We start from the raw sequence: 20,727 nt of genomic DNA on the forward strand, positions 1-20,727 counted from the left end.
GGCGAAAACCCTCAGTGGTAGCCCCTGCGATTCAGGGGCTACCACCCTATGGGGATACCACTAGGCAAACAGCGCTGCAGGATTTCCGCAGGACATCAGCTCCGTGCCGGGTACCAGCGCGGGGTGTAGACCCAGGTGCCACCGTCAGCACGCGGTAACGTGCAGGTTGTAGAAGACCCGACCAACACCATGGTGCGCATGTCGACCATTTCTGGCAGCAGTTCGGCCAGTGTGACTACGCGCAGCGTCTGCCCTGGCCTACCAATATCGCGACCAAGGACTACCGGCGTGGCGCCTGAGCGATGACGGCGCACGACGTCCAGCGCTACACCCAATTGCCAGGGTCTGGCTTTCGAAATCGGGTTATAGAACGCCAGCACCAGATCAGCCTGGGCGGCAAGGTCCAGGCGTGTCTCGATGATCGACCAGGGTTTGAGGTTGTCCGACAGCGACATCACGCAGAAGTCATGCCCCAGCGGCGCGCCAGCCTGAGCAGCGGTAGCCAACGATGCCGATACGCCAGGGAGGATCTGCAGATCGACCTGATGCCAGGCCGGGTCGGTCGACTCGTGCAAGGCCTCGAGCACGGCGGCTGCCATGGCGAACACGCCGGGATCACCCGACGACACCACCACGACCGAACGGCCCTGTGCGGCCAGCTCAAAGGCATGCCGGGCGCGCTGCATTTCTTCGCGGTTGTCGGTGTTGTGCAGCACCTGATCCGGGCGGAACGGGCCAGCCATACGCACGTAGGTTTCGTAACCGAGCACATCCTCGGCCAGGCTCAGTTCGCGCTTGACTGCAGGCACCATCAGTTCGGCCGCGCCGGGGCCGAGGCCGATCACTGCCAGCCGGCCACGACCGCGACCGACCTGAGCAGGGTCGATGGGCGCGCTGGCAACTGCCACCAACAACCCCGAGTGTTCACTCAAGCGGGCGCCAGGCACGCTCTGTTCGACCATCTCGGCCAGGCTCACTGCCGACGCGGCAAAGCGCAGTGCGACACCGAGTTGCTGCGCCGCCTGGTGCAGACCCGGCAGGGCCATGTGCTGGTCACTGGCAAGCAGGCACGCCAGCGCTGGCTCGGCAATATTGGCCTCGCGCAGAGCCGCGCGCACGTGTTCGGCAAGCTCGGCAGACTCGGCACTGACGGCGACCAGCACCGAACGTGGATGGATCAGCAGTTCGTCACGGCTGGCGGGGCGCGCTTCGCAGCCCACGTGAATGGTTCGTTGCGCTGCCGCATCGGCGGGCAGTTGCGCCTGCGCAAGCCACGGCGCATCACCCTCGATACGCACGCTCTGACCGGCCAGCAGGTCGGAGACAAAGCGCTTGCCCTGCTCCAGGTCTGCCAAGGCATAGCCAACCGGCGGATTGAGCAGGCAGGTGCCAAAACGCAGTTCACCACTCGTGGTGATCGCGGCAGCGACCGACAACGCCGCGCCGATCTCGCGCGCCATCACGTTGACCCCGCCGAGGCCGCCGAGCAACGGCACTACGGCACTGCCATCTTCCGCAACCACCAGTACCGGAGGCTCGACATCCTTGTCGCTCAGCACGCTGGCCAGGCTGCGGATGACGATGCCGGCAGCACACAGGGCAATGATCGGCGTGTCTTGCAGATACAGCTCGCGCAAGGTGCTGCCAAATGATTCATAGCCACTGTCGGCGCCCGCGACCCGGCCATTCAGGCCATGGATGCTGGCCTCGGGATACAGTTGCTGGAGGCGCTGCGCAGTAGCCAGGCTGGCCTGGCCGAGGATGATGATGGCCGGCGCTTTGCGTAGGTTCAGCCCTGCCATTTTTCACCCGGCACGATGATCAGCGAAAAGTAGGGCGAAGACTGCGGATCGACCGCGTCCAGCGCAACGATCTTCTGGTTGGCCATGGTCGCGCGCTCGACGTACAGCGCACGCTGATCCAACCCCAGCTCAGCCAGCACCTGGCGCACCTTGGGGAAGTTACGCCCAAGCTTCATGATCACCGCCGCATCGGCGTCGGCCAGCCGCCGCTTGAGCTCTTCGGCAGGCAACACACCGGACAATACGGTCAGGGTCTGGTTGCGGTAGACCAGCGGCGCGCCAAGCACCGAGGCGCCGCCAAGCATCGAGCAGACACCGGGGATCACCTCGGCCTCGAAGCGCTGCGCCAGCCGATCGTGCAGGTACATGTACGAGCCGTAGAAGAACGGGTCGCCTTCACAGATAACTGCCACATCGCGGCCGGCATCCAGATGCGCAGCCACCTGCTCGGCCGCTTCATCGTAGAAATCGCTGATCACCTGCTCGTACGACAGCGGCGCCGGCAGCGCCTCGGTAGTCACTGGGTAGACCAAGGGCAGCAAGGTCTGCTGCGCCTGCAGGTGTGCCTCGATGATGCCGAAGGCATTGCCGCGTTTGCCCTTGGCGACGAAGTAAGCCACCACCGGCGCCTCGCGCAGCAGGCGCAGCGCCTTGACCGTGATCAGCTCCGGGTCGCCGGGGCCAACGCCAAGGCCGAACAGTCGTCCGCGTGGGTTCATCATTCCACCTCCGTGGCCAGCGAGTTGACTGCGGCGGCGGCCATTGCGCTGCCGCCGAGGCGGCCCTGCATGATCACGAACGGCACGCCGCGGCTGTCGGCAGCCAGCATCGCCTTGGACTCGGCAGCGCCGACGAAGCCTACCGGGAAGCCAAGAATCAGCGCTGGTTTCGGGGCACCCGCGTCGATCATCTCAAGCAGGTAGAACAGCGCCGTCGGTGCGTTACCGATGACCACCACGCTGCCTTCCAGGTGCTCGCGCCACAGCTCCAGCGCGACTGCCGAGCGAGTATTGCCCTGCTCTTTGGCCATCGCCGGCACGCGCGGGTCGCGCAGGGTGCAGATCACCGGGTTGTTGGCCGGCAGCCTGGCGCGGGTGATGCCCTCGGCAACCATGTGCGCGTCACACAGAATCGGCGCGCCCTTGGCCAGGGCTTCGCGCCCGGCAGTGCCGGCGCCCGCGGAAAACTGCAGACCATCGATCGCCTCGACCATGCCGCAGGCGTGAATCACCCGCACCGCGAGCTTTTCCAGATCAGCCGGGATCCGCTCCAGGCGGGCCTCCTCGCGGATGATCCGGAAGGAATTGCGATAGATCTCCTGACCATCGCGAATGTAGTCAATCATCAAGGTGCTCCGTGGGCAGGTCGAGCATGGCGCCTGCTGCTTTCAAGGTAAGGTCGGTTGCGCGCAGGGCACCAAAGCCGGGCTGCTGCGCGTCACGCAAATAAAGGTCGTAGCGGCCCGGCGAACGGGCCAGCAAGGTCGCCGGGGCGACATGGGCCACAGCGCAGGAGCGCGGACAGCCGCTGAGGTGCACGCTGGCCGGTGCGCCGGGCGCAATCAGCGCGGCGAGCTGGACGGCATCGGCCTTGGTCTCGGCCAGTGCCTTGGCACAACCGCTGGCGCCGCTGCAGGCGGTCACTCGTGCCAGTGGCTCGCGGCTGGAGCAGACCAGGCCGAGCGCCTGCAACTGGGCCTGGGCGGCCTGCAATTGACTTGTTGCGATGCTGCTCAACACCAGGCTCTGCCAAGGACTCAAGTGCAATTCACCGTCACCACAAACGCGCGCTACCTGGGCGGCGCCACGCAGCATCGCCGGGGTCAAGCGACCCAGCGGTGGGGCAACGCCAAGCGCAGTGCCCTGGGCTTGCGCCAACGGCCCGAGCCAGTTAGTACAGGCCTTGGCCCGCCGCCATTGGAGCACTGGCGGGTCGCGCCGCAGCTCGATGCCGAGGCCTTCGACGAAATGCTCGACCGGGCAGGTCTGCAGCAACTGGCGCATACGCGACTGCTCAGAGCTGGCTAAATGGAGAAAACGCTCCAGCACCGCCCGGGTCAGCGCCAGCCCAGCGGCCAACGGCACCGCGCCCAGCGGCTGATCGGTGCCTGGGCAACCGGCCAGCCCGAAGGCCAGCCAGGTCTGCTGCTCCAGTTGCAGCGGCGACAGCCACAGGTCATGCGGGTGTTCGAGCATGGCCAGGTGCTCAGCGCCATCCAACTGCACGGCAAACTTGGCCGAAAGTTGATGCAGATGCGGCGTGCTTTCGAGCATCTCGAGGATCTGCCCGGCCAGCGGCCGGGTATCCAGCAGCATGGCCGGGTCGCGCCCGGCCAGCGGGCTCAGCATCAGGTTGCGGACATCGTCGCCAGCCGCCTGGTGCGGGCCAAGGCCAGCCGCCAGCAAATGCTCGATCAGGGCCGCATGCTGCACGCCCACCCCGCGAATCTGCAGATTGCCGCGGTTGGTCGCCTCGATCACACCGCCGGCAAAGCGCTCGGCAGCCTCGGCCACAGCGTCGGCCTGATCGGCCAGCAGCAGGCCACCCGGCAGCTTGATCCGGCAGATGCCGCCATCGCGGGCGGCGACGATGCGCCACAACCCCGGGCAGGCCGAGGGGCGGGGCGAAACGGCAGGGTCTAGGGGCGGGTTCAAGAAGGCATCCGGCAATCGTCAAAGTGCGCTTGAGTGTAGAAGGCGCGGTATTATGCCTGCTTTGCTCGACGGCATGAAAAACCGGCGGTCGAAGATCGTGTGAATTTGCGGCCGTTGTGGCCCACTCAAGCTTGATGAGGAAGCAGATGGCCCCCTGGCTGACAGTTGTAGGTATCGGTGAAGACGGTTTCAGCGGCCTGGGCAAACCTGCCCGGCGTGCCCTGCTGGCGGCTTCGCGGATCTTCGGTAGCCCGCGCCAGCTGGCGCTGTTGCCGCACTGTGTCAGCGCCGAGCAACTGCCCTGGTCGAGCCCGTTCAGCCTGGAACCGGTGCTGGCGCTGCGCGGCGAGCCGGTATGCGTACTGGCCAGCGGCGACCCGATGTTCTTCGGCGTCGGCGCCAGCCTGGCGCGGCAGGTGCCAGCCGAGCAGTTGCAGGTTCTGTCGGCGCCATCGTCCTGCGCCCTGGCCGCTGCGCGCCTGGGCTGGCCATTGCAGGAGGTGCAGATCGTGTCGCTGGTCGCCCGCCCGCTGGCCGCACTCAACGCCTACTGCTACACCGGCTTGCGCCTGCTGGTGCTGAGCAACGATGGCGACAGCCCGGCACAGATCGCTGCGCTGCTGCGCGACAAAGGCTTCGGCCCGAGCCGCTTGCAGGTGTTCGAGCACCTTGGAGGGCCGCAGGAACGTCATGTGCAAGGCACGGCCGAAGACTGGCCACACGGTCAGCTGGCTGCGTTGAATGTGGTCGCCATCGAATGCCAGGCTGCAGCGGACACACCGCGCTTGTCACCTGCTGCCGGCTTACCGGACTCGGCCTTCGAACACGACGGCCAGCTGACCAAGCGCGATGTTCGCGCGATCACCCTCGCCCGCCTGGCACCGCAACCCGGCGCGCTGTTGTGGGATGTCGGCGCTGGGTGTGGCTCGATCGGCATCGAGTGGATGCGCGCCCACCCCAGCTGCCGCACCCTGGCGATCGAAGCCGATGCAGGCCGGCAAGCGTTGATCGAGCACAACCGCGACGCGCTTGGCGTGCCGGGGCTGCGCCTGATCCGCGGCAAGGCCCCGCAGGCGCTGGCCGAACTGGAGCGGCCCGACGCGATCTTCATTGGTGGCGGCGTCACCGGCGAAGGCATGCTCGCCCTGTGCTGGGAGCGCCTGCGCCCCGGTGGCCGGCTGGTAGCCAATGCCGTCACCCTGCAAAGCGAAATGGCCCTTGCCCAGTTTCGCGAAGCGCACGGCGGCGAGCTGACCCGCATCCACATTGCCCACACGCAACCGCTGGGCAACTTCGACACCTGGCGCCAGGCCTTGCCGATCACCTTGCTCGACGTAGTGAAAGCCCTGGATGCGTGAGGAAACCCGCGAACAACCCGCGCCCCTACGCAGCGGCCTGACCACCGGCAGCTGCGCCACGGCAACCAGCCTCGCCGCCGCACGTCTGCTGCTGAGCGGTGTCGACGCCGACGCGGTGCACATCACCCTGCCCAAGGGCAAGGTGGTGCAGATGCGCCTGGAGTTCTGCAGGCGTAACGGCGACTGCGCCGAGGCCGGCACCTTGAAGGACGCCGGCGACGACCCCGACGTGACACACGGCGCCCTGCTCTACAGCCAGGTGCGCCTGCTCGCCACGCCCGGCGTACGTTTTGTCGCGGGTGTCGGTGTCGGCACCGTAACCCGGCCCGGACTGGTGCTGGCGGTCGGCGAGCCGGCCATCAACCCGGTACCGCGACGGATGATCAGCGAGCACCTGCAGCAACTGGCCAACGACTGTGGCTACAGCGGCGGTTTCGAGGTCACGGTGAACGTGCGTGACGGTGATCAGTTGGCCCTGAAAACCATGAACCCACGCCTGGGCATTCTCGGCGGTCTGTCGATTCTCGGCACCAGTGGTATCGTCCGGCCGTTCTCCTGCGCGGCCTACATCGCCTCGATCCAGCAAGGCATCGATGTCGCCCACAGCAACGGCTACACGCATGTCGCTGCCTGCACCGGCAATGCCAGCGAAGACACCATGCGCCGGGTCTACAACCTGCCGGAAATCGCCCTGATCGAGATGGGCGACTTTGTCGGTGCGGTGCTCAAGCACCTGCGCAAGGTGCCGATGGCGCGCCTGAGCCTGTGCGGCGGTTTCGGCAAGATCAGCAAGCTGGCTGCAGGCAACATGGACCTGCACAGCCGTCATTCCAGTATCGACCTGCCGCAGTTGGCCGGTTGGGCTCAAGCGCTGGGCGCCGATCAGTCGCTGCAGCAGGCGATCATCACCGCCAATACCAGCCAGCAGGCGCTGGCCCTGGCGCATGCAGCAGGCATCGCGCTGGGCGACGCAGTGTGTGCCCATGCCCGCGCCTTTGCCTGCAGCGTGGTGCCGGCGCAGGTGCAGGTCGAGGTGTTTGCCATCGACCGCCAGGGCGGCATCGTCGGCCGGGCGGGTGTGCAATGAGCGAGCGGATTCTGCTGCTTGGCGGTGTTACCGAAGCCTTGGCCATTGCCCGGCGGCTGGGCCCGCAGCATGTCTACAGTCTGGCCGGCGTCGGCCGCGTGCCGCAAGATCTGCCCTGCCGGCTACGGGTCGGCGGCTATGGTGGCGCCGAGGGCCTGGCGCAGTACCTGCGCGAAGCCGGCATCAGCTTGCTGATCGACGCGACCCATCCCTACGCGGCGCAAATCAGCGCCAATGCCGCGCAGGCTGCGCGCAGTGCCGGTGTGGCCTGCTGGGCACTGCGCCGCCCGGCCTGGCAGCCCCAGCCGGGAGATGACTGGCGTGAGGTGGCGGACTGGGCCGAGCTGGTCACGGCCCTCTCGCCGTTTGCCCGGCCACTGTTCACGCTGGGCCGCGAGCCCCTGGCGCATCTGCACGAAATACCCGAGCAGCAGTTCTGGACCTTGCGTGCCCTCGATAGCTACCCGGGCAATGACCGCTGCGAAGTCATCGCCGCCCGCGGGCCGTTCGCCCTGGCGGATGAGCACGCATTGTTCGCCCGCCGCCAGATCGACGTGCTGATCAGCAAGAACAGCGGCAGCGTCGCCACCGAGCCCAAGCTTGAGGTCGCCCGCGAGCTGGGCATACCGGTGCTGGTGCTCAAGCGCCCACTACTACCGACAGTGGATCGTGAATTTGCTCAGGTAGACACCTTGCTGGCCGCGCTGGGGCTTTGATCGCGCTGCTGGCGCCAGCGGGCGGACTGGTAGAGAAATTTCCTGCACAGCTTTAGGAACCGGCTTAATGGCCGCCATCCGGCCATCTGCCGTAAACTGCGCATTCCCCTCCTGGAAGGCCACCCATATGGAAATGCAATGGTGGATCTGGCTCGTCTTCGGCGTTGCCCTGATCCTGCTTGAACTGGTCCTGCCCACGTTCTTCATTCTCTGGTTCGGCATCGGCGCCGTGCTGGTGGCGCTGATCGCCCTGATCGCACCCAGCCTGCAACTGGACAGCCAGGTGGTGCTGTGGGTGCTGTTCTCGTCGGCCACTACCCTGCTCTGGTTCAAGCTGTTTCGCCGAAAAAAACCCGACGTGCGCTGGACTGCCGACAGCGTGATCGGCGAGGTCGGCCTGCTTACCGTGGCCGTCTCGGAGTTTCAGAAGGGCCGGGTGCGCTTCCAGAAGCCGATCCTCGGCAACGAGGAATGGGTGTGCATCGCCGACAGTGACATCGCCGCCGGCGAGCGCGTGCGCCTGACCGCCATCGAAGGCAACACCGCCCGGATCACCCGGGCCTGAATCCGTACTTAAAGGACGCTGCACCATGACCAGCCTAATCGTCGTCGCCTGCCTGGCACTGTTTGTTCTGATCACCGTATTCAAAGGGGTGCGCATCGTGCCCCAGGGCGAAGAGTGGATCGTCGAGCGCCTGGGCCGCTACCACAGCACGCTCAAGCCCGGCCTGAACATCCTCATCCCGTACATGGACGTGGTTGCCTATCGCCTGCCGACCAAAGACATCATCCTTGATGTCCAGCAACAGGAAATCATCACCAAGGACAACGCCGTCATCGTCGCCAACGCACTGTGTTTCGCCAAGGTGATCGACCCGCAGAAGGCCTCCTACGGCGTGCAGAACTTCTCGTTTGCCGTAACCAGCCTGACCATGACCTCGCTGCGGGCGATCGTCGGTGCCATGGACCTCGACGAAGCGCTGTCCAGCCGCGAGCAGATCAAGGCGCGCCTGCGCGAAGCGATGTCCGAGCAAACCGAAGACTGGGGCGTGACCGTGCGCTCGGTAGAAATCCAGGACATCAAGCCGTCGCCGAACATGCAGCTGGCGATGGAACGTCAGGCCGCCGCAGAGCGTGAGCGTAAAGCCGACGTGACCCGCGCCGAGGGTGCCAAGCAAGCGGCCGTACTGGAAGCCGAAGCGCGCCTGCAGTCGGCTCGGCTCGACGCAGAAGCGCAGATCAACCTGGCCGAAGCCTCGGCCCGAGCGATTACCCTGGTGCGCGAGGCGGTCGGCAGCGAGACCACTCCGGCCATGTACCTGCTTGGCGAGCGTTACATCGGTGCGATGGAAACCCTCGCTGCGAGCAACAATTCCAAGATCGTGGTGTTACCGGCCGACCTGCAAGAAACAGTGCGCGGGCTGCTCGGGCGCAAGGCCTGATACACCGCCGCCCCGCTTAGGTCAGGGCTGGGCGGCCATTGCACAGGCGCAGCTGCGGCACTTCACCGCACCGGGGTATTTTTACCTATACTGCGCCTTACAATGGCCACCACGATTCCTGACCGGATCTCTCCATGCCCCCACGTCGGCCCATCGCCTGGATCGCCTGCCTTGCAGTGCTGTTCAATCTGCTGGCCATGCCGCTGTCTTCCGCTGCGCCGAAAAGCGCGGCCGAGCAGCTGCTGTGGGGGGCGTTCTGCTCCAGCATGGGCGTCAAGCCCACGCCGGCAGTGCAGGCGCTGGCCAAGATCGACCTCGGACCGCAAGGCGACGAGCACGCGAGCATGCAGCATTGCTGGTGCTGCTCAGGCGGCCTGACGCTGCTGGCCTTGCCTGGGCATCCGCCGCAGTTGCACAGCCCTGTCGCCATGGACAACGGCACTGCGAGCATTCTTGCCAGCTACCAACCGACGCCGCGCCAGTTATGGCCTGCGCTCAATCCGCGCGCCTCTCCTCTGACCTGAGTTACAGCCGCCCCGCGTCCTGAACCTGTCCAGATCGGAGATTTACCCATGCTCAAGCAAGCCCTCGTCGTGGCCGCCCTGTTGCTGCCTGGCGCATTCGCCAATGCCCATGAATACACTCAGGGTGACCTGCACATCGCCCACCCGTGGTCACTGCAGCTGCCGCCCAATGCGCCCAACGTGGCGGCGTATTTCACCGTGCACAACAGTGGCAGCAGCGACGACCGCCTGCTCAGCGTCGACAGCCCGATCAGTGATGACGCGCAGCTGCATGAGCACGCCATGAACGCAGCAGGCCTGATGAAAATGCAGCAGGTCGACGGCGTGACCATCCCCGCCGGCAAGGACCTGCTGTTCGCCCCGAGCGCCTACCACGTGATGCTGATGCAGCCCAACGACCGCAGCCTGCTCACCGACGGCAAGCGCTTCCCGCTGACCCTGCACTTCGAAAAAGCCGGGGACATCACCGTGCAAGTGGCTGTCCAGAAGCAGCCGCCGGCCGACCAGCCGGAACAGCAACACGCGCACTGACCGCTGACAGGCGCAGCCGTGAACGTGCTGGGCAAACACAGCCACCGCCGTACCACCCGCCCTGCTCGCAGGCGCGCCGGTGGCGGCTGGCTGAGCCTGTTTGCCATGTGGATGATCTTCATCGGGCCGCTGATTTCTCAGTCGATGCCGATGGAGCACCACACGGGCATGAGCATGAGCATGTCCAGCGACATGGCCATGAACATGCCCATGCCCGCCAGCCATGCCCACGCCGACAGCAAGCAACACCACAACCACAGCGATGACGCCGAGCTGCACGCGCTGTGGGCCAAGTGCGGCTATTGCACCCTGCTGTTCAACTGCCCGGCGCTGCCGCAGAGCTTCAGCCCGCTCAACGCCAGCCGCGTTCCACCTGCCCCGCCCCCGCCAAGCGTCACCCGCCACGGCCACGCGCGCCAGGCAATTTTCCCCGGCGCCCGCAGCCGGGCGCCACCTGCCCAGTCTATCTACGTCTGAACATCCATTGACCGCACGCAGCCAGGAGGCTGTGCGCTCATATTCGACTGATCGACTGGAATCACTATGTCCGGCTGCATCCCCGTTTTCACCCTTTCCCTGCGCGGCACTATCGCCGTGCTCTGCGGCTCGCTGCTGAGCCCCTTGGCTATCGCCGCCGACAGCGGCCATGTTGGCCACGACCACGACGTCGCCGAGCTGAGCCCGACGGTAATCACCGCCGTCGCCCCCAGCTCGCCGCTGACCATCGTCACCAACCCCAAGGACCCGCGCCAACCAGTGCCGGCCAGTGATGGTGCCGACTACCTGAAGACCATCCCCGGCTTCTCGGCGATCCGCGCTGGCGGCACCAATGGCGATCCGGTGCTGCGCGGCATGTTCGGCTCGCGCCTGAACATCCTCACCAATGGCGGCCAGATGCTCGGCGCCTGCCCCAACCGGATGGACGCGCCAACCTCGTACATCTCGCCGGAAACCTACGATCGCCTTACCGTGATCAAAGGCCCGCAAAGTGTGATCTGGGGCCCCGGCGGCTCGGCCGGGACGATCCTCTTCGAACGCGAGCCGGAGCAGTTCGGCGAGCTTGGCAGCCGAGTCAACGCCAGCCTGCTGGCCGGCTCCAATGGCCGCTTCGACAAGCTGCTCGATGTCGCCGCCGGCAATAGCGAGGCGTATGCGCGCTTCGTCGGCAACCAGTCACGCTCGGATGACTACCGCGACGGCAACGGCGACAGCGTGCCGTCGCGGTGGGACAAGTGGAACGGCGACGTCAGCCTCGGCTGGACGCCGGATGCCGACACCCTGCTCGAGCTCACCGCCGGCAAAGGTGACGGCGAAGCCCGTTACGCCGGGCGCGGCATGGACGGCTCGCAGTTCAAGCGCGAAAGCCTGGGCCTGCGCTTCGAAAAATCCGACCTCGGCGAGGTCCTCGACAAGATCGAAGCGCAGGTCTATTACAACTACGCCGACCACGTGATGGACAACTACAGCCTGCGCACCCCGTCCGGCAGCGGCATGATGGGCATGCCGATGGTCGCCAACGTCGACCGGCGCACTCTCGGCGCACGGATCAAGGCCACCTGGCGTTGGGCCGATGTGCAGTTGATCAGCGGTATCGATGCGCAAAGCAGCGAGCACCGCCAGCGCAGCGGCATGGGCGTCGACGCACACCGTGGCCAGCCGTGGAGCAAGGATGCCGAGTTCCACAACTACGGCGCGTTCGCCGAGTTGACTTGGTACGCGAGCGGCGAAGACCGATTGATCAGCGGCGCCCGCCTTGACCGCGCTTCGGCGCGCGATCTGCGCGGCGACCAGGCCACCGCCGGCAACACTCGCGCCGATACCCTGCCCAGCGGCTTTGTCCGCTATGAGCATGACCTCAGCGCGCTGTCGGCCACCACCTACATTGGCGTTGGCCATGCGCAACGCTTCCCGGATTACTGGGAGCTGTTCTCGGCCGACGGCCCGGCCGGCACACGCAACGCCTTCGACGCGATCAAGCCGGAAAAAACCACCCAGCTCGATTTCGGCATCCAGTACCGTGACGAACGCCTGGAAGCCTGGGCCTCGGGCTATGTCGGGCAGATCCGCGACTACATCCTGTTCGATTACCAGACCGGCATGATGGGCATGAGCACCACCCAGGCGCAGAACATCGATGCGCGGATCATGGGCGGCGAGCTGGGCGCGGAGTACAAGCTGTCGGAAAACTGGAAGGCCGATGCGACCCTGGCTTACGCTTGGGGCAAAAACAGCAGCGACGGCAAGGCACTGCCGCAGATGCCGCCACTGGAAAGCCGCCTGGGCCTGACCTACAGCCAGGACAACTGGAGCACCGGGGCGTTGTGGCGGTTGGTCTCGGCGCAGAACCGCGTCGCTGAAAATCAGGGCAATGTGGTCGGCAAGGATTATCAAAAAAGCGCAGGCTTTGGCGTGTTCTCGCTCAACGGCGCCTACAAGGTCTCGCGCAATTTCAAGCTCAGCGCCGGCGTCGACAACCTGTTCGACAAGGCTTACGCCGAGCACCTGAACCTGGCCGGCAACGCCGGTTTTGGATACCCGGCGAACGATCCGCAGCCGGTGCCTGAACCTGGCCGGACCTTCTGGACCAAAGTCGATCTCAGCTTCTGACAATTACAACGGGCGCGGCCATGACCGCGCCCCTCTGATGGGAGGTTCCATGGGCGGACCGCGTATTTCCTTCTACAACCTGGCCTGGCGCTGGCACTTCTATGCCGGGCTGTTCGTTGCGCCATTCATGATTCTGCTGGCGCTCACCGGGATCATCTACCTGTTCAAGCCACAGCTCGACCCGCTGATGTACCGCGAGCTGATGGTGGTCGAAGCCGGCCACCATCGCCAAACCGCCGACGCGCTTCTGGCGCAGGTTCAGCAGGCTTATCCACAGGGCCACGTCGGCCAGTACCTGCCGCCGCTGAACAGCGAGCGCAGCGCGCAATTCGTGGTGCATGACGGCGGCCGTGAGCTGAACGTGTTCGTCGATCCGTACAACGCCAAGGTGCTCGGCGAGCAGGACGCCAAGCAGAACCTGCAGGCCATCGCCCGTGCCCTGCATGGCGAGTTGATGGTCGGCACCGTCGGCGACCGGCTGGTGGAACTGGCCGCTGGCTGGGGCATTGTGCTGGTGGTGTCGGGGCTGTACCTGTGGTGGCCGCGCGGGCGCAGCAGTGCCGGCGTGCTCTGGCCGCGCTTTGCCGCGCGCGGCAGGCTGCTGTGGCGCGACCTGCATGCGGTCAGCGGCTTCTGGGGATCGGCGCTGTTGCTGCTGATGCTGCTCAGCGGCATGACCTGGACTGGCATGTGGGGCAAGCAGTATGCCGATCTGTGGAACCGCTTCCCGGCGGCGATGTGGAATGACGTGCCCAAGTCGGACCAGCAGGCGCGGGTGCTCAACCAGGCGCATCGGCAGACCGTGCCCTGGGCGATGGAGAACACGCCGATGCCGCAGTCGGGCGCCCATGCCGAACACGCCGGGCACCATATGATGTCGAGCAAGCCAGCGGCGCCGCAGGTCAGCTTGCAGCAGGTCGAGGACATTGCCAGCAGCCGCCAGGTCGAGCCCGGCTACAGCATCACCCTGCCGACCACCGCCGATGGCGTGTTTACCATTGCGGTGTTTGCTGATGATCCCCGCAACGACGCCACCCTGCATGTCGACCAGTACACCGGCCAGGTGCTGGCCGATGTGCGCTGGCAGGATTACAGCCCGGTCGCCCGTGCTACTGAACTGGGCGTGATGCTGCATGAAGGCAAGATGTTTGGCGCGCTCAACCAGATCGTGATCTTGCTGGTGTGCCTGATGATTCTGCTCGGCTCGGTGAGCGGTCTGGTGATGTGGTGGAAGCGCCGGCCCGAGGGTGGCCTGGGGGTGCCGCCGTTGCGCCATGATTTGCCGCGCTGGAAGACGGCGACGGTGGTGATGCTGGTGTTGGGCGTCGCGTTTCCGCTGGTAGGGGCGTCGATGCTGGTGATGTGGGTGGTCGATCGCTGCGTGGTGCGGCGGCGGGCGGTGGTCAGCGTTTGAAATTTGCTGGGGCTGCTGCGCAGCCCCAGCCTGCACTGCAATACTCGTGTCGATCTGTCACGCCCCGATCTGGAACGGGCGTGTTAGCCTACTCGGCTAGCAAAAAAAGACTGAACCAATAATGGAATGCAGCCAATGACCGTGACCTCCACCCCCGAGCCAGATGATCAGCATCTGCAACGCAACCTGAGCAACCGCCACATTCAGCTTATCGCCATCGGTGGCGCCATCGGCACCGGCCTGTTCATGGGCTCGGGCAAGACCATCAGCCTTGCTGGCCCGTCGATCATCTTCGTCTACATGATCATCGGTTTCATGCTGTTCTTCGTCATGCGGGCGATGGGCGAGCTGCTGCTGTCGAACCTCAACTACAAGTCCTTCATCGACTTCTCGGCCGACCTGCTCGGGCCCTGGGCCGGTTACTTCACCGGCTGGACCTACTGGTTCTGCTGGGTCGTCACCGGTATCGCCGACGTGGTCGCGATCGCCGCCTACACCCAGTTCTGGTTCCCTGACCTGCCGCAGTGGATACCGGCGCTGAGCTGCGTGGCGCTGCTGCTGTCGCTGAATCTGGTGACGGTGAAGATGTTCGGCGAGATGGAATTCTGGTTCGCCCTGATCAAGATCGTCGCCATCCTCGGCCTGGTCGCCACTGGCCTGTATATGGTCATCACCGGCTTCCAGTCGCCCTCTGGCAGCACTGCGCAGCTGGCCAACCTGTGGAACGATGACGGCATGTTCCCCCATGGCCTGATGGGCTTCTTTGCAGGCTTCCAGATCGCCGTGTTCGCCTTTGTCGGTATCGAGCTGGTCGGCACCACCGCCGCCGAAGCGAAAGACCCGGAGCGTACCCTGCCGCGGGCGATCAACTCGATCCCGATCCGCATCATCGTCTTCTACGTGCTGGCCCTGATCGCGATCATGGCAGTCACGCCGTGGCGCGACGTGGTCCCGGGCAAGAGCCCGTTCGTCGAGCTGTTCGTCCTCGCCGGCCTGCCTGCGGCGGCCAGCATCATCAATTTCGTGGTGCTGACCTCGGCCGCCTCGTCGGCCAACAGCGGCGTGTTCTCCACCAGCCGCATGCTGTTCGGTCTGGCCCAGGAAGGCGATGCACCGAAGGCCTTCGAGAAGCTCTCGCGCCGCGCGGTCCCGGCCAACGGCCTGTTCTTCTCCTGCGCCTGCCTGCTGCTGGGCGCGGTGTTGATCTACCTGGTGCCTAACGTGATCGAAGCCTTCACCCTGGTGACCACGGTGTCGGCGGTGCTGTTCATGTTCGTCTGGACGCTGATCCTGCTGTCGTACCTGAAGTACCGCAGCCAGCGCCCGGCGCTGCATCAAAGCTCGATCTACAAGATGCCCGGCGGGCGCTTCATGTGCTACGTGTGCCTGGTGTTCTTCGCCGCCATTCTGGTGCTGCTCAGCCTTGAGGCCGACACCCGCTCGGCGCTGATAGTGACGCCGATCTGGTTCCTGCTGCTGGCAGTGACCTACCAGTTCGTGCGCAGCAAGCGCCAGCCGCGGGCTGCAATGGACCGCTGACTGCTTGGGGCCGCCCAGCGGCCCCAATACCGTGCACGCCTCGGGCGCCAGCACCAAGCTGGACCCAGCAACCCCACCCTTCCCCCGCAAAGCCCCGAAAACCGGGGCTTTGGCCGTGTCCAAAAAGCGGGCACAGCGCTTGCAATGTCTCCTGCAGTGTCGCCAACAGCACAATAAAACTCAGCGGAGAGAGCACATGAAGCGTCGCAGTCTGATCAAGGCCTTTACCCTTAGCGCATCGATTGCGGCGATGGGCCTGAGCTGGAGTATCCAGGCCGCCGAGACCATCAAGGTCGGCATCCTGCATTCGCTGTCGGGGACCATGGCCATTTCCGAGACCTCGCTCAAGGACATGGCGTTGATGACCATCGAGCAGATCAACGCCAAGGGCGGGGTCAATGGCAAGATGCTCGAAGCGGTGGTGGTCGACCCGGCCTCGAACTGGCCGCTGTTCGCAGAGAAAAGCCGCCAGTTGCTGACCCAGGACAAGGTCGCGGTGGTGTTCGGCTGCTGGACGTCGGTGTCGCGCAAGTCGGTGCTGCCGGTGTTCGAGGAGCTCAATGGGCTGCTGTTCTACCCGGTGCAGTACGAAGGTGAAGAGATGTCGCCAAACGTCTTCTACACCGGCGCGGCGCCTAACCAGCAAGCGATCCCGGCGGTGGAGTACGTGATGAGCGAAGACGGCGGCAGCGCCAAGCGCTTCTTCCTGCTCGGCACCGACTATGTCTACCCGCGCACCACCAACAAGATTCTGCGGGCCTTCCTGCACAGCAAAGGTGTGGCCGACAAGGACATCGAAGAGGTGTACACGCCGTTCGGCCACGCTGATTACCAGACCATTGTCGCCAACATCAAGAAGTTCTCTGCCGGCGGCAAGACCGCGGTGATCTCCACCGTCAACGGCGACTCCAACGTGCCGTTCTACAAAGAACTGGCCAACCAGGGCCTGAAGGCCACCGACGTACCGGTAGTGGCGTTCTCGGTGGGCGAAGAAGAGCTGCGCGGTATCGACACCAAGCCGCTGGTCGGCCACCTGGCGGCGTGGAACTACTTCGAGTCGGTGGATAACCCGGTCAACCAGAAGTTCGTCGCGGACTGGAAGGCCTACGCCAAGGCAAAAAATCTGCCGGGCGCCGACAAGGCGGTGACCAACGACCCGATGGAAGCCACCTATGTGGGTATCAATATGTGGGCGCAGGCGGTCGAGAAGGCCAAGTCCACCGATGTCGACAAGGTCCGCGAAGCGCTGGCCGGGCAGACCTTTGCCGCGCCGTCGGGCTACACCCTGGCCATGGACAAGACCAACCACCACCTGCACAAGCCGGTAATGATCGGCGAGATCCAGGATGACGGTCAGTTCAGTGTGGTCTGGGAGACTGAGCAGCCCCTGCCTGCGCAGCCGTGGAGCCCGTTCATTCCTGGCAACGACAAGCGTCCGGATTATGCGGTGAAGGGTAACTAAGTGACGGGGGCCGCTCTGCGGCCCTTTCCGACCGGTCCGGCGCCCCGGCGAGGCCGCTCCGACAAGGACCGCGCTGGCCTCGCATTGCGCTGTACCTGTAGGAGCGGCCTTGTGTCGCGATCGAGGGCGCAGCCCTCGCCTCCCCCTGACACAACAGGATCAACCAATGCTCAGATTCCTGCTCGCCCTGCTCCTGCTGCTGCCGCTGGCAACCCAGGCCAGCGAGGGCGACCTCTTCTACGCTGCCAAGGCTGCAGACCAGGCCCGCCTGCTACAGGACTGGGCAGCCCAGCCAGAGCCTGCGCGGCTGGCGCTGCTGACCGCGCTGAAACAAGGCCGGATTGCCGCCGACGACACCCGCAAACTGCGCCTGAACAACCGCCTGCGTGGCCTGATCGACAATGCCCTGGCCAGTCATCAACTGCTGAGCGACGACGCCAAGCTACGCCTGGCCGCAGCGGGCGAACTGCAACGCAGCGCCCAGCCGGCACAGATGGCATTCCTCGACCGACGCTTCGCCAACGAGCCAGACCCAGCCGTGCAGGCCGCCCTGGCGTTGGCCCTGGCCAACCTGCAACTGGTCGCCAGCGAGCCCTCGGTACGCCTCGCGGCCGTGCGCCTGCTCGGCGAAACCGGCGACCCACTGGCCCGTACTCGTCTCGAAACCCTGCTGCAGCCCGGCGTCGAAAGCGATGCCGGCGTACGCACCGCCGCCGAAACCAGCCTGGCCCAGGTCAAGCGCAAGCTGCTGATCGGTGAACTGCTCGGGCAGGCCTTCAGCGGCCTGTCGCTGGGCTCGATCCTGCTGCTGGCAGCACTGGGCCTGGCGATCACCTTCGGCCTGCTTGGGGTGATCAACATGGCCCACGGCGAGATGCTCATGCTCGGCGCCTACAGCACCTACATGGTCCAGGTGCTGCTGCAGCGCTATGCGCCCGGCGCCATCGAGTTCTACCCGCTGATCGCCCTGCCGGTGGCGTTTGCCGTCAGTGCCGGGATCGGCATGGCGCTGGAACGCACGGTGATCCGCCATCTGTACGGCCGCCCACTGGAAACCCTGCTGGCGACCTGGGGCATCAGCCTGATCCTGATCCAGGCGATCCGCCTGCTGTTCGGCGCGCAGAACGTCGAGGTGGCCAACCCGGCGTGGCTGTCTGGCGGCATTCAAGTGCTGCCGAATCTGGTACTGCCCTATAACCGCATGGTGATCATCGGCTTTGCCCTGGCGGTGGTGCTGCTCACCTGGCTGCTGCTCAACCGCACCCGGCTGGGCCTGAACGTGCGCGCGGTAACCCAGAACCGCAACATGGCTGCCTGCTGCGGGGTCTCAACTGGCCGCGTCGACATGCTCGCCTTCGGCCTGGGCTCGGGCATTGCCGGCCTTGGTGGGGTGGCCCTGAGCCAGGTCGGCAACGTCGGCCCGGACCTTGGCCAGAGCTACATCATCGACTCGTTCCTGGTGGTGGTACTCGGTGGCGTCGGCCAGCTTGCCGGCACGCTGTGGGCCGCGTTTGGCCTGGGCATCGCCAACAAACTGCTCGAGCCGCAGATCGGTGCGGTGCTGGGCAAGATCCTTATCCTTGCGCTGATCATCCTGTTCATTCAGAAGCGCCCGCAAGGCTTGTTCGCTCTCAAGGGACGGGTAATCGACTGATGAACCAGCCACTGCTTGTCACCGCCGCACAAAAAGCCGGGCCGCGCCTGTCGCTGGCCATCGGCATCATTGTTGTCCTGCTTTTGCTGGCCTTGCCGCTGTTGTCGCTGCTACCCGCAGAGCACTCGTTGCAGGTCTCGGCCTACACCCTGACGCTGGTCGGCAAGATCCTTTGTTACGCCATTGTCGCGCTGGCGCTGGACCTGGTGTGGGGCTACGCCGGCATGCTTTCGCTGGGGCATGGACTGTTCTTCGCCCTCGGCGGCTACGCCATGGGCATGTACCTGATGCGCCAGGCGGCGGGTGACGGCCTGCCGGCATTCATGACCTTTCTGTCGTGGACCGAGCTGCCATGGTTCTGGGCCGGCACCCAGCATCTCGCCTGGGCACTGTGCCTGGTAGTGCTGGCGCCGGGCCTGCTCGCGCTGGTGTTCGGTTGGTTCGCCTTCCGCTCACGGATCAAGGGCGTGTACTTTTCGATCATGACCCAGGCACTGACGTTTGCCGGCATGCTGCTGTTCTTCCGTAACGAAACCGGCTTTGGCGGCAACAACGGCTTCACCAACTTCCGCACCATTGCCGGCTTCGACGTCGCCGCGCAAGGCACCCGGGCGGTGTTGTTCCTGCTCACCGTCGGCCTGCTGCTGGCCAGCCTGTACCTGTGCTGGCGGCTGACCCAGAGCAAGTTCGGCCGCCTGCTGACGGCACTGCGTGATGCGGAAAACCGGCTGATGTTCTGCGGCTATGACCCGCGCGGTTTCAAGCTGCTGGTGTGGGTGCTCAGCGCCGTACTGTGCGGCCTGGCCGGGGCGTTGTACGTACCGCAGGTGGGCATCATCAACCCCAGTGAAATGTCGCCGACCAACTCCATCGAGGCTGCCGTATGGGTAGCACTGGGCGGACGCGGCACGTTGATCGGGCCACTGCTCGGAGCGGGCCTGGTCAATGGCATGAAGAGCTGGTTCACCGTGGCCTTCCCGGAGTTCTGGCTGTTCTTCCTCGGCGCGCTGTTCATCATCGTCACCCTGTACCTGCCCAAAGGCGTGGTCGGCCTGTTGAAGAAAAGGAACCAGCCATGAGAGGCATCCCACCGGTACACCCTGAATTCATGCTCGAACCGGTATTCGACCAGATCGGCGCCGGGCGCGATGCGATCGGTCTCGGCCAGCGCCGCGGCAAAGGCCTGGATGTGCGCCACGGCACGGTGCTGAGCCTGGAAGACATCAGCGTCAGCTTCGATGGTTTCAAGGCGCTCAATGCGCTGAACCTGTACATCGGGGTTGGCGAGCTGCGCTGCATCATCGGCCCCAATGGTGCCGGCAAGACCACCATGATGGACGTGATCACCGGCAAGACCCGCCCGGACACCGGCACGGCGTTTTTCGGCGACACCCTCGACCTGACCCGCATGAGCGAATACCAGATCGCCCAGGCCGGCATAGGTCGCAAGTTCCAGAAGCCGACGGTGTTCGAGGCGCTGACCGTCTATGAAAACCTCGAACTGGCGCTCAAGACCGACAAGTCGGTATGGGCTAGCCTGGCCTCGCGGCTGTCATCCGAGCAGCGCGAGCGCATCGACTCAGTGTTGACCCAGTTGCGCCTGCTGCCCTTGGCCCAGCGCCAGGCCGGGCTGCTGTCGCACGGGCAAAAACAGTTTCTGGAAATCGGCATGCTGTTGGTGCAGGAGCCGCAACTGTTGCTGCTCGATGAGCCGGTGGCAGGCATGACCGACGCCGAAACCGAATTCACTGCCGAGCTGTTCAAGGGCCTCGCGCGCAGCCATTCGCTGATGGTGGTGGAGCACGACATGGGTTTTGTCGGCAGCATCGCCGACCACGTCACCGTGCTGCACCAAGGCAGCGTGCTGGCCGAAGGCTCGCTGGAGCAGGTGCAGGCGGATGAGCGGGTGATCGAGGTTTACCTGGGCCGCTGATCGT

The 20,727-nt window shown here is 65.2% G+C and carries 19 protein-coding genes; 15 read left to right on the plus strand and 4 right to left on the minus strand.

Annotated elements, in window-relative coordinates; all coding sequences use genetic code 11:
- Window positions 1-95 precede the first annotated feature (95 nt).
- Genes cobJ through cobG form a run of 4 tightly spaced genes read right to left on the minus strand, consistent with a single transcriptional unit; the run spans window position 96 to window position 4,471 of the window.
- Window positions 96-1,802: a precorrin-3B C(17)-methyltransferase gene (gene cobJ, locus HU736_RS14650; RefSeq protein WP_186700602.1), complete on the minus strand. Its 1,707-nt coding sequence runs from the start codon at window positions 1,800-1,802 to the stop codon at window positions 96-98.
- Window positions 1,790-2,524, minus strand: coding sequence for a precorrin-2 C(20)-methyltransferase (locus HU736_RS14655; protein WP_186700604.1), 735 nt, complete (start codon window positions 2,522-2,524; stop codon window positions 1,790-1,792). The genes cobJ and HU736_RS14655 overlap by 13 nt, the downstream gene beginning before the upstream one ends.
- Entirely contained in the window at window positions 2,521-3,147 is a 627-nt protein-coding gene (locus HU736_RS14660) for a precorrin-8X methylmutase (RefSeq protein ID WP_103435893.1), read from the minus strand. Before HU736_RS14660 ends, HU736_RS14655 begins: the two co-directional genes overlap by 4 nt.
- Window positions 3,140-4,471, minus strand: coding sequence for a precorrin-3B synthase (cobG, locus tag HU736_RS14665; protein WP_437180460.1), 1,332 nt, complete (start codon window positions 4,469-4,471; stop codon window positions 3,140-3,142). The genes HU736_RS14660 and cobG overlap by 8 nt, the downstream gene beginning before the upstream one ends.
- A 131-nt stretch (window positions 4,472-4,602) precedes the next feature.
- On the opposite strand from cobG, the gene cbiE reads away from it, so the two are divergent.
- From cbiE to urtD, 15 genes are all read left to right on the plus strand, one after another.
- Entirely contained in the window at window positions 4,603-5,814 is a 1,212-nt protein-coding gene (gene cbiE, locus HU736_RS14670; protein ID WP_186700608.1) for a precorrin-6y C5,15-methyltransferase (decarboxylating) subunit CbiE, read from the plus strand.
- Window positions 5,807-6,901: a cobalt-precorrin-5B (C(1))-methyltransferase gene (locus HU736_RS14675; protein ID WP_150571355.1), complete on the plus strand. Its 1,095-nt coding sequence runs from the start codon at window positions 5,807-5,809 to the stop codon at window positions 6,899-6,901. Before cbiE ends, HU736_RS14675 begins: the two co-directional genes overlap by 8 nt.
- A complete protein-coding gene (locus HU736_RS14680) occupies window positions 6,898-7,617 on the plus strand; it encodes a cobalt-precorrin-6A reductase (protein ID WP_186700610.1) in 720 nt (239 codons plus the stop codon). Before HU736_RS14675 ends, HU736_RS14680 begins: the two co-directional genes overlap by 4 nt.
- A 127-nt stretch (window positions 7,618-7,744) precedes the next feature.
- Window positions 7,745-8,182: an NfeD family protein gene (locus tag HU736_RS14685; RefSeq protein WP_103435889.1), complete on the plus strand. Its 438-nt coding sequence runs from the start codon at window positions 7,745-7,747 to the stop codon at window positions 8,180-8,182.
- 25 nt (window positions 8,183-8,207) lie between these two features.
- Window positions 8,208-9,059 (plus strand): SPFH domain-containing protein, encoded by an 852-nt coding sequence (locus HU736_RS14690; RefSeq protein WP_101316041.1) that lies wholly within the window; start codon window positions 8,208-8,210, stop codon window positions 9,057-9,059.
- A 134-nt stretch (window positions 9,060-9,193) separates the two neighbouring features.
- Window positions 9,194-9,583 (plus strand): DUF2946 domain-containing protein, encoded by a 390-nt coding sequence (locus HU736_RS14695; protein WP_101316039.1) that lies wholly within the window; start codon window positions 9,194-9,196, stop codon window positions 9,581-9,583.
- A 48-nt stretch (window positions 9,584-9,631) separates the two neighbouring features.
- Window positions 9,632-10,114, plus strand: coding sequence for a copper chaperone PCu(A)C (locus HU736_RS14700; protein WP_186700612.1), 483 nt, complete (start codon window positions 9,632-9,634; stop codon window positions 10,112-10,114).
- Between the two features lie 24 nt (window positions 10,115-10,138).
- Entirely contained in the window at window positions 10,139-10,591 is a 453-nt protein-coding gene (locus HU736_RS14705) for a DUF2946 domain-containing protein (RefSeq protein ID WP_258035195.1), read from the plus strand.
- 66 nt (window positions 10,592-10,657) lie between these two features.
- The gene (locus HU736_RS14710) at window positions 10,658-12,721 is read left to right on the plus strand and encodes a TonB-dependent copper receptor (protein ID WP_186700614.1); all 2,064 of its coding nucleotides are present in this window, start codon (window positions 10,658-10,660) and stop codon (window positions 12,719-12,721) included.
- Between the two features lie 49 nt (window positions 12,722-12,770).
- Window positions 12,771-14,135 carry a PepSY-associated TM helix domain-containing protein gene (locus HU736_RS14715; protein WP_186700616.1) on the plus strand — a complete coding sequence of 455 codons (1,365 nt, stop codon included), beginning with the start codon at window positions 12,771-12,773 and terminating at the stop codon, window positions 14,133-14,135.
- A 135-nt stretch (window positions 14,136-14,270) separates the two neighbouring features.
- Entirely contained in the window at window positions 14,271-15,674 is a 1,404-nt protein-coding gene (gene cycA, locus HU736_RS14720; protein WP_186700617.1) for a D-serine/D-alanine/glycine transporter, read from the plus strand.
- A gap of 196 nt (window positions 15,675-15,870) precedes the next feature.
- Window positions 15,871-17,136: an urea ABC transporter substrate-binding protein gene (gene urtA / locus HU736_RS14725; protein WP_186700619.1), complete on the plus strand. Its 1,266-nt coding sequence runs from the start codon at window positions 15,871-15,873 to the stop codon at window positions 17,134-17,136.
- 166 nt (window positions 17,137-17,302) lie between these two features.
- Window positions 17,303-18,790: an urea ABC transporter permease subunit UrtB gene (urtB, locus tag HU736_RS14730; RefSeq protein WP_186700621.1), complete on the plus strand. Its 1,488-nt coding sequence runs from the start codon at window positions 17,303-17,305 to the stop codon at window positions 18,788-18,790.
- On the plus strand, window positions 18,790-19,869 hold the full coding sequence (gene urtC / locus HU736_RS14735; RefSeq protein WP_103435882.1) for an urea ABC transporter permease subunit UrtC: 1,080 nt from the start codon (window positions 18,790-18,792) through the stop codon (window positions 19,867-19,869). The genes urtB and urtC overlap by 1 nt, the downstream gene beginning before the upstream one ends.
- Window positions 19,866-20,723, plus strand: a complete 858-nt coding sequence (urtD, locus tag HU736_RS14740) for an urea ABC transporter ATP-binding protein UrtD (RefSeq protein ID WP_186700623.1) — start codon at window positions 19,866-19,868, stop codon at window positions 20,721-20,723. Before urtC ends, urtD begins: the two co-directional genes overlap by 4 nt.
- Window positions 20,724-20,727: the final 4 nt, after the last annotated feature.

The sequence above is a fragment of the Pseudomonas shirazensis genome, from assembly GCF_014268785.2.
In the GTDB taxonomy this organism is placed as follows: domain Bacteria; phylum Pseudomonadota; class Gammaproteobacteria; order Pseudomonadales; family Pseudomonadaceae; genus Aquipseudomonas; species Aquipseudomonas shirazensis.

Excerpts from the sequence above, each read along its gene's own strand:
- cobJ (WP_186700602.1), bottom strand. The coding sequence starts at position 1,802 with ATGGCAGGGCTGAACCTACGCAAAGCGCCGGCCATCATCATCCTCGGC.
- HU736_RS14655 (WP_186700604.1), bottom strand. The coding sequence starts at position 2,524 with ATGATGAACCCACGCGGACGACTGTTCGGCCTTGGCGTTGGCCCCGGC.
- HU736_RS14660 (WP_103435893.1), bottom strand. The coding sequence starts at position 3,147 with ATGATTGACTACATTCGCGATGGTCAGGAGATCTATCGCAATTCCTTC.
- cbiE (WP_186700608.1), top strand. The coding sequence starts at position 4,603 with ATGGCCCCCTGGCTGACAGTTGTAGGTATCGGTGAAGACGGTTTCAGC.
- HU736_RS14675 (WP_150571355.1), top strand. The coding sequence starts at position 5,807 with ATGCGTGAGGAAACCCGCGAACAACCCGCGCCCCTACGCAGCGGCCTG.
- HU736_RS14680 (WP_186700610.1), top strand. The coding sequence starts at position 6,898 with ATGAGCGAGCGGATTCTGCTGCTTGGCGGTGTTACCGAAGCCTTGGCC.
- HU736_RS14685 (WP_103435889.1), top strand. The coding sequence starts at position 7,745 with ATGGAAATGCAATGGTGGATCTGGCTCGTCTTCGGCGTTGCCCTGATC.
- HU736_RS14690 (WP_101316041.1), top strand. The coding sequence starts at position 8,208 with ATGACCAGCCTAATCGTCGTCGCCTGCCTGGCACTGTTTGTTCTGATC.
- HU736_RS14695 (WP_101316039.1), top strand. The coding sequence starts at position 9,194 with ATGCCCCCACGTCGGCCCATCGCCTGGATCGCCTGCCTTGCAGTGCTG.
- HU736_RS14700 (WP_186700612.1), top strand. The coding sequence starts at position 9,632 with ATGCTCAAGCAAGCCCTCGTCGTGGCCGCCCTGTTGCTGCCTGGCGCA.
- HU736_RS14710 (WP_186700614.1), top strand. The coding sequence starts at position 10,658 with ATGTCCGGCTGCATCCCCGTTTTCACCCTTTCCCTGCGCGGCACTATC.
- HU736_RS14715 (WP_186700616.1), top strand. The coding sequence starts at position 12,771 with ATGGGCGGACCGCGTATTTCCTTCTACAACCTGGCCTGGCGCTGGCAC.
- cycA (WP_186700617.1), top strand. The coding sequence starts at position 14,271 with ATGACCGTGACCTCCACCCCCGAGCCAGATGATCAGCATCTGCAACGC.
- urtA (WP_186700619.1), top strand. The coding sequence starts at position 15,871 with ATGAAGCGTCGCAGTCTGATCAAGGCCTTTACCCTTAGCGCATCGATT.
- urtB (WP_186700621.1), top strand. The coding sequence starts at position 17,303 with ATGCTCAGATTCCTGCTCGCCCTGCTCCTGCTGCTGCCGCTGGCAACC.
- urtC (WP_103435882.1), top strand. The coding sequence starts at position 18,790 with ATGAACCAGCCACTGCTTGTCACCGCCGCACAAAAAGCCGGGCCGCGC.
- urtD (WP_186700623.1), top strand. The coding sequence starts at position 19,866 with ATGAGAGGCATCCCACCGGTACACCCTGAATTCATGCTCGAACCGGTA.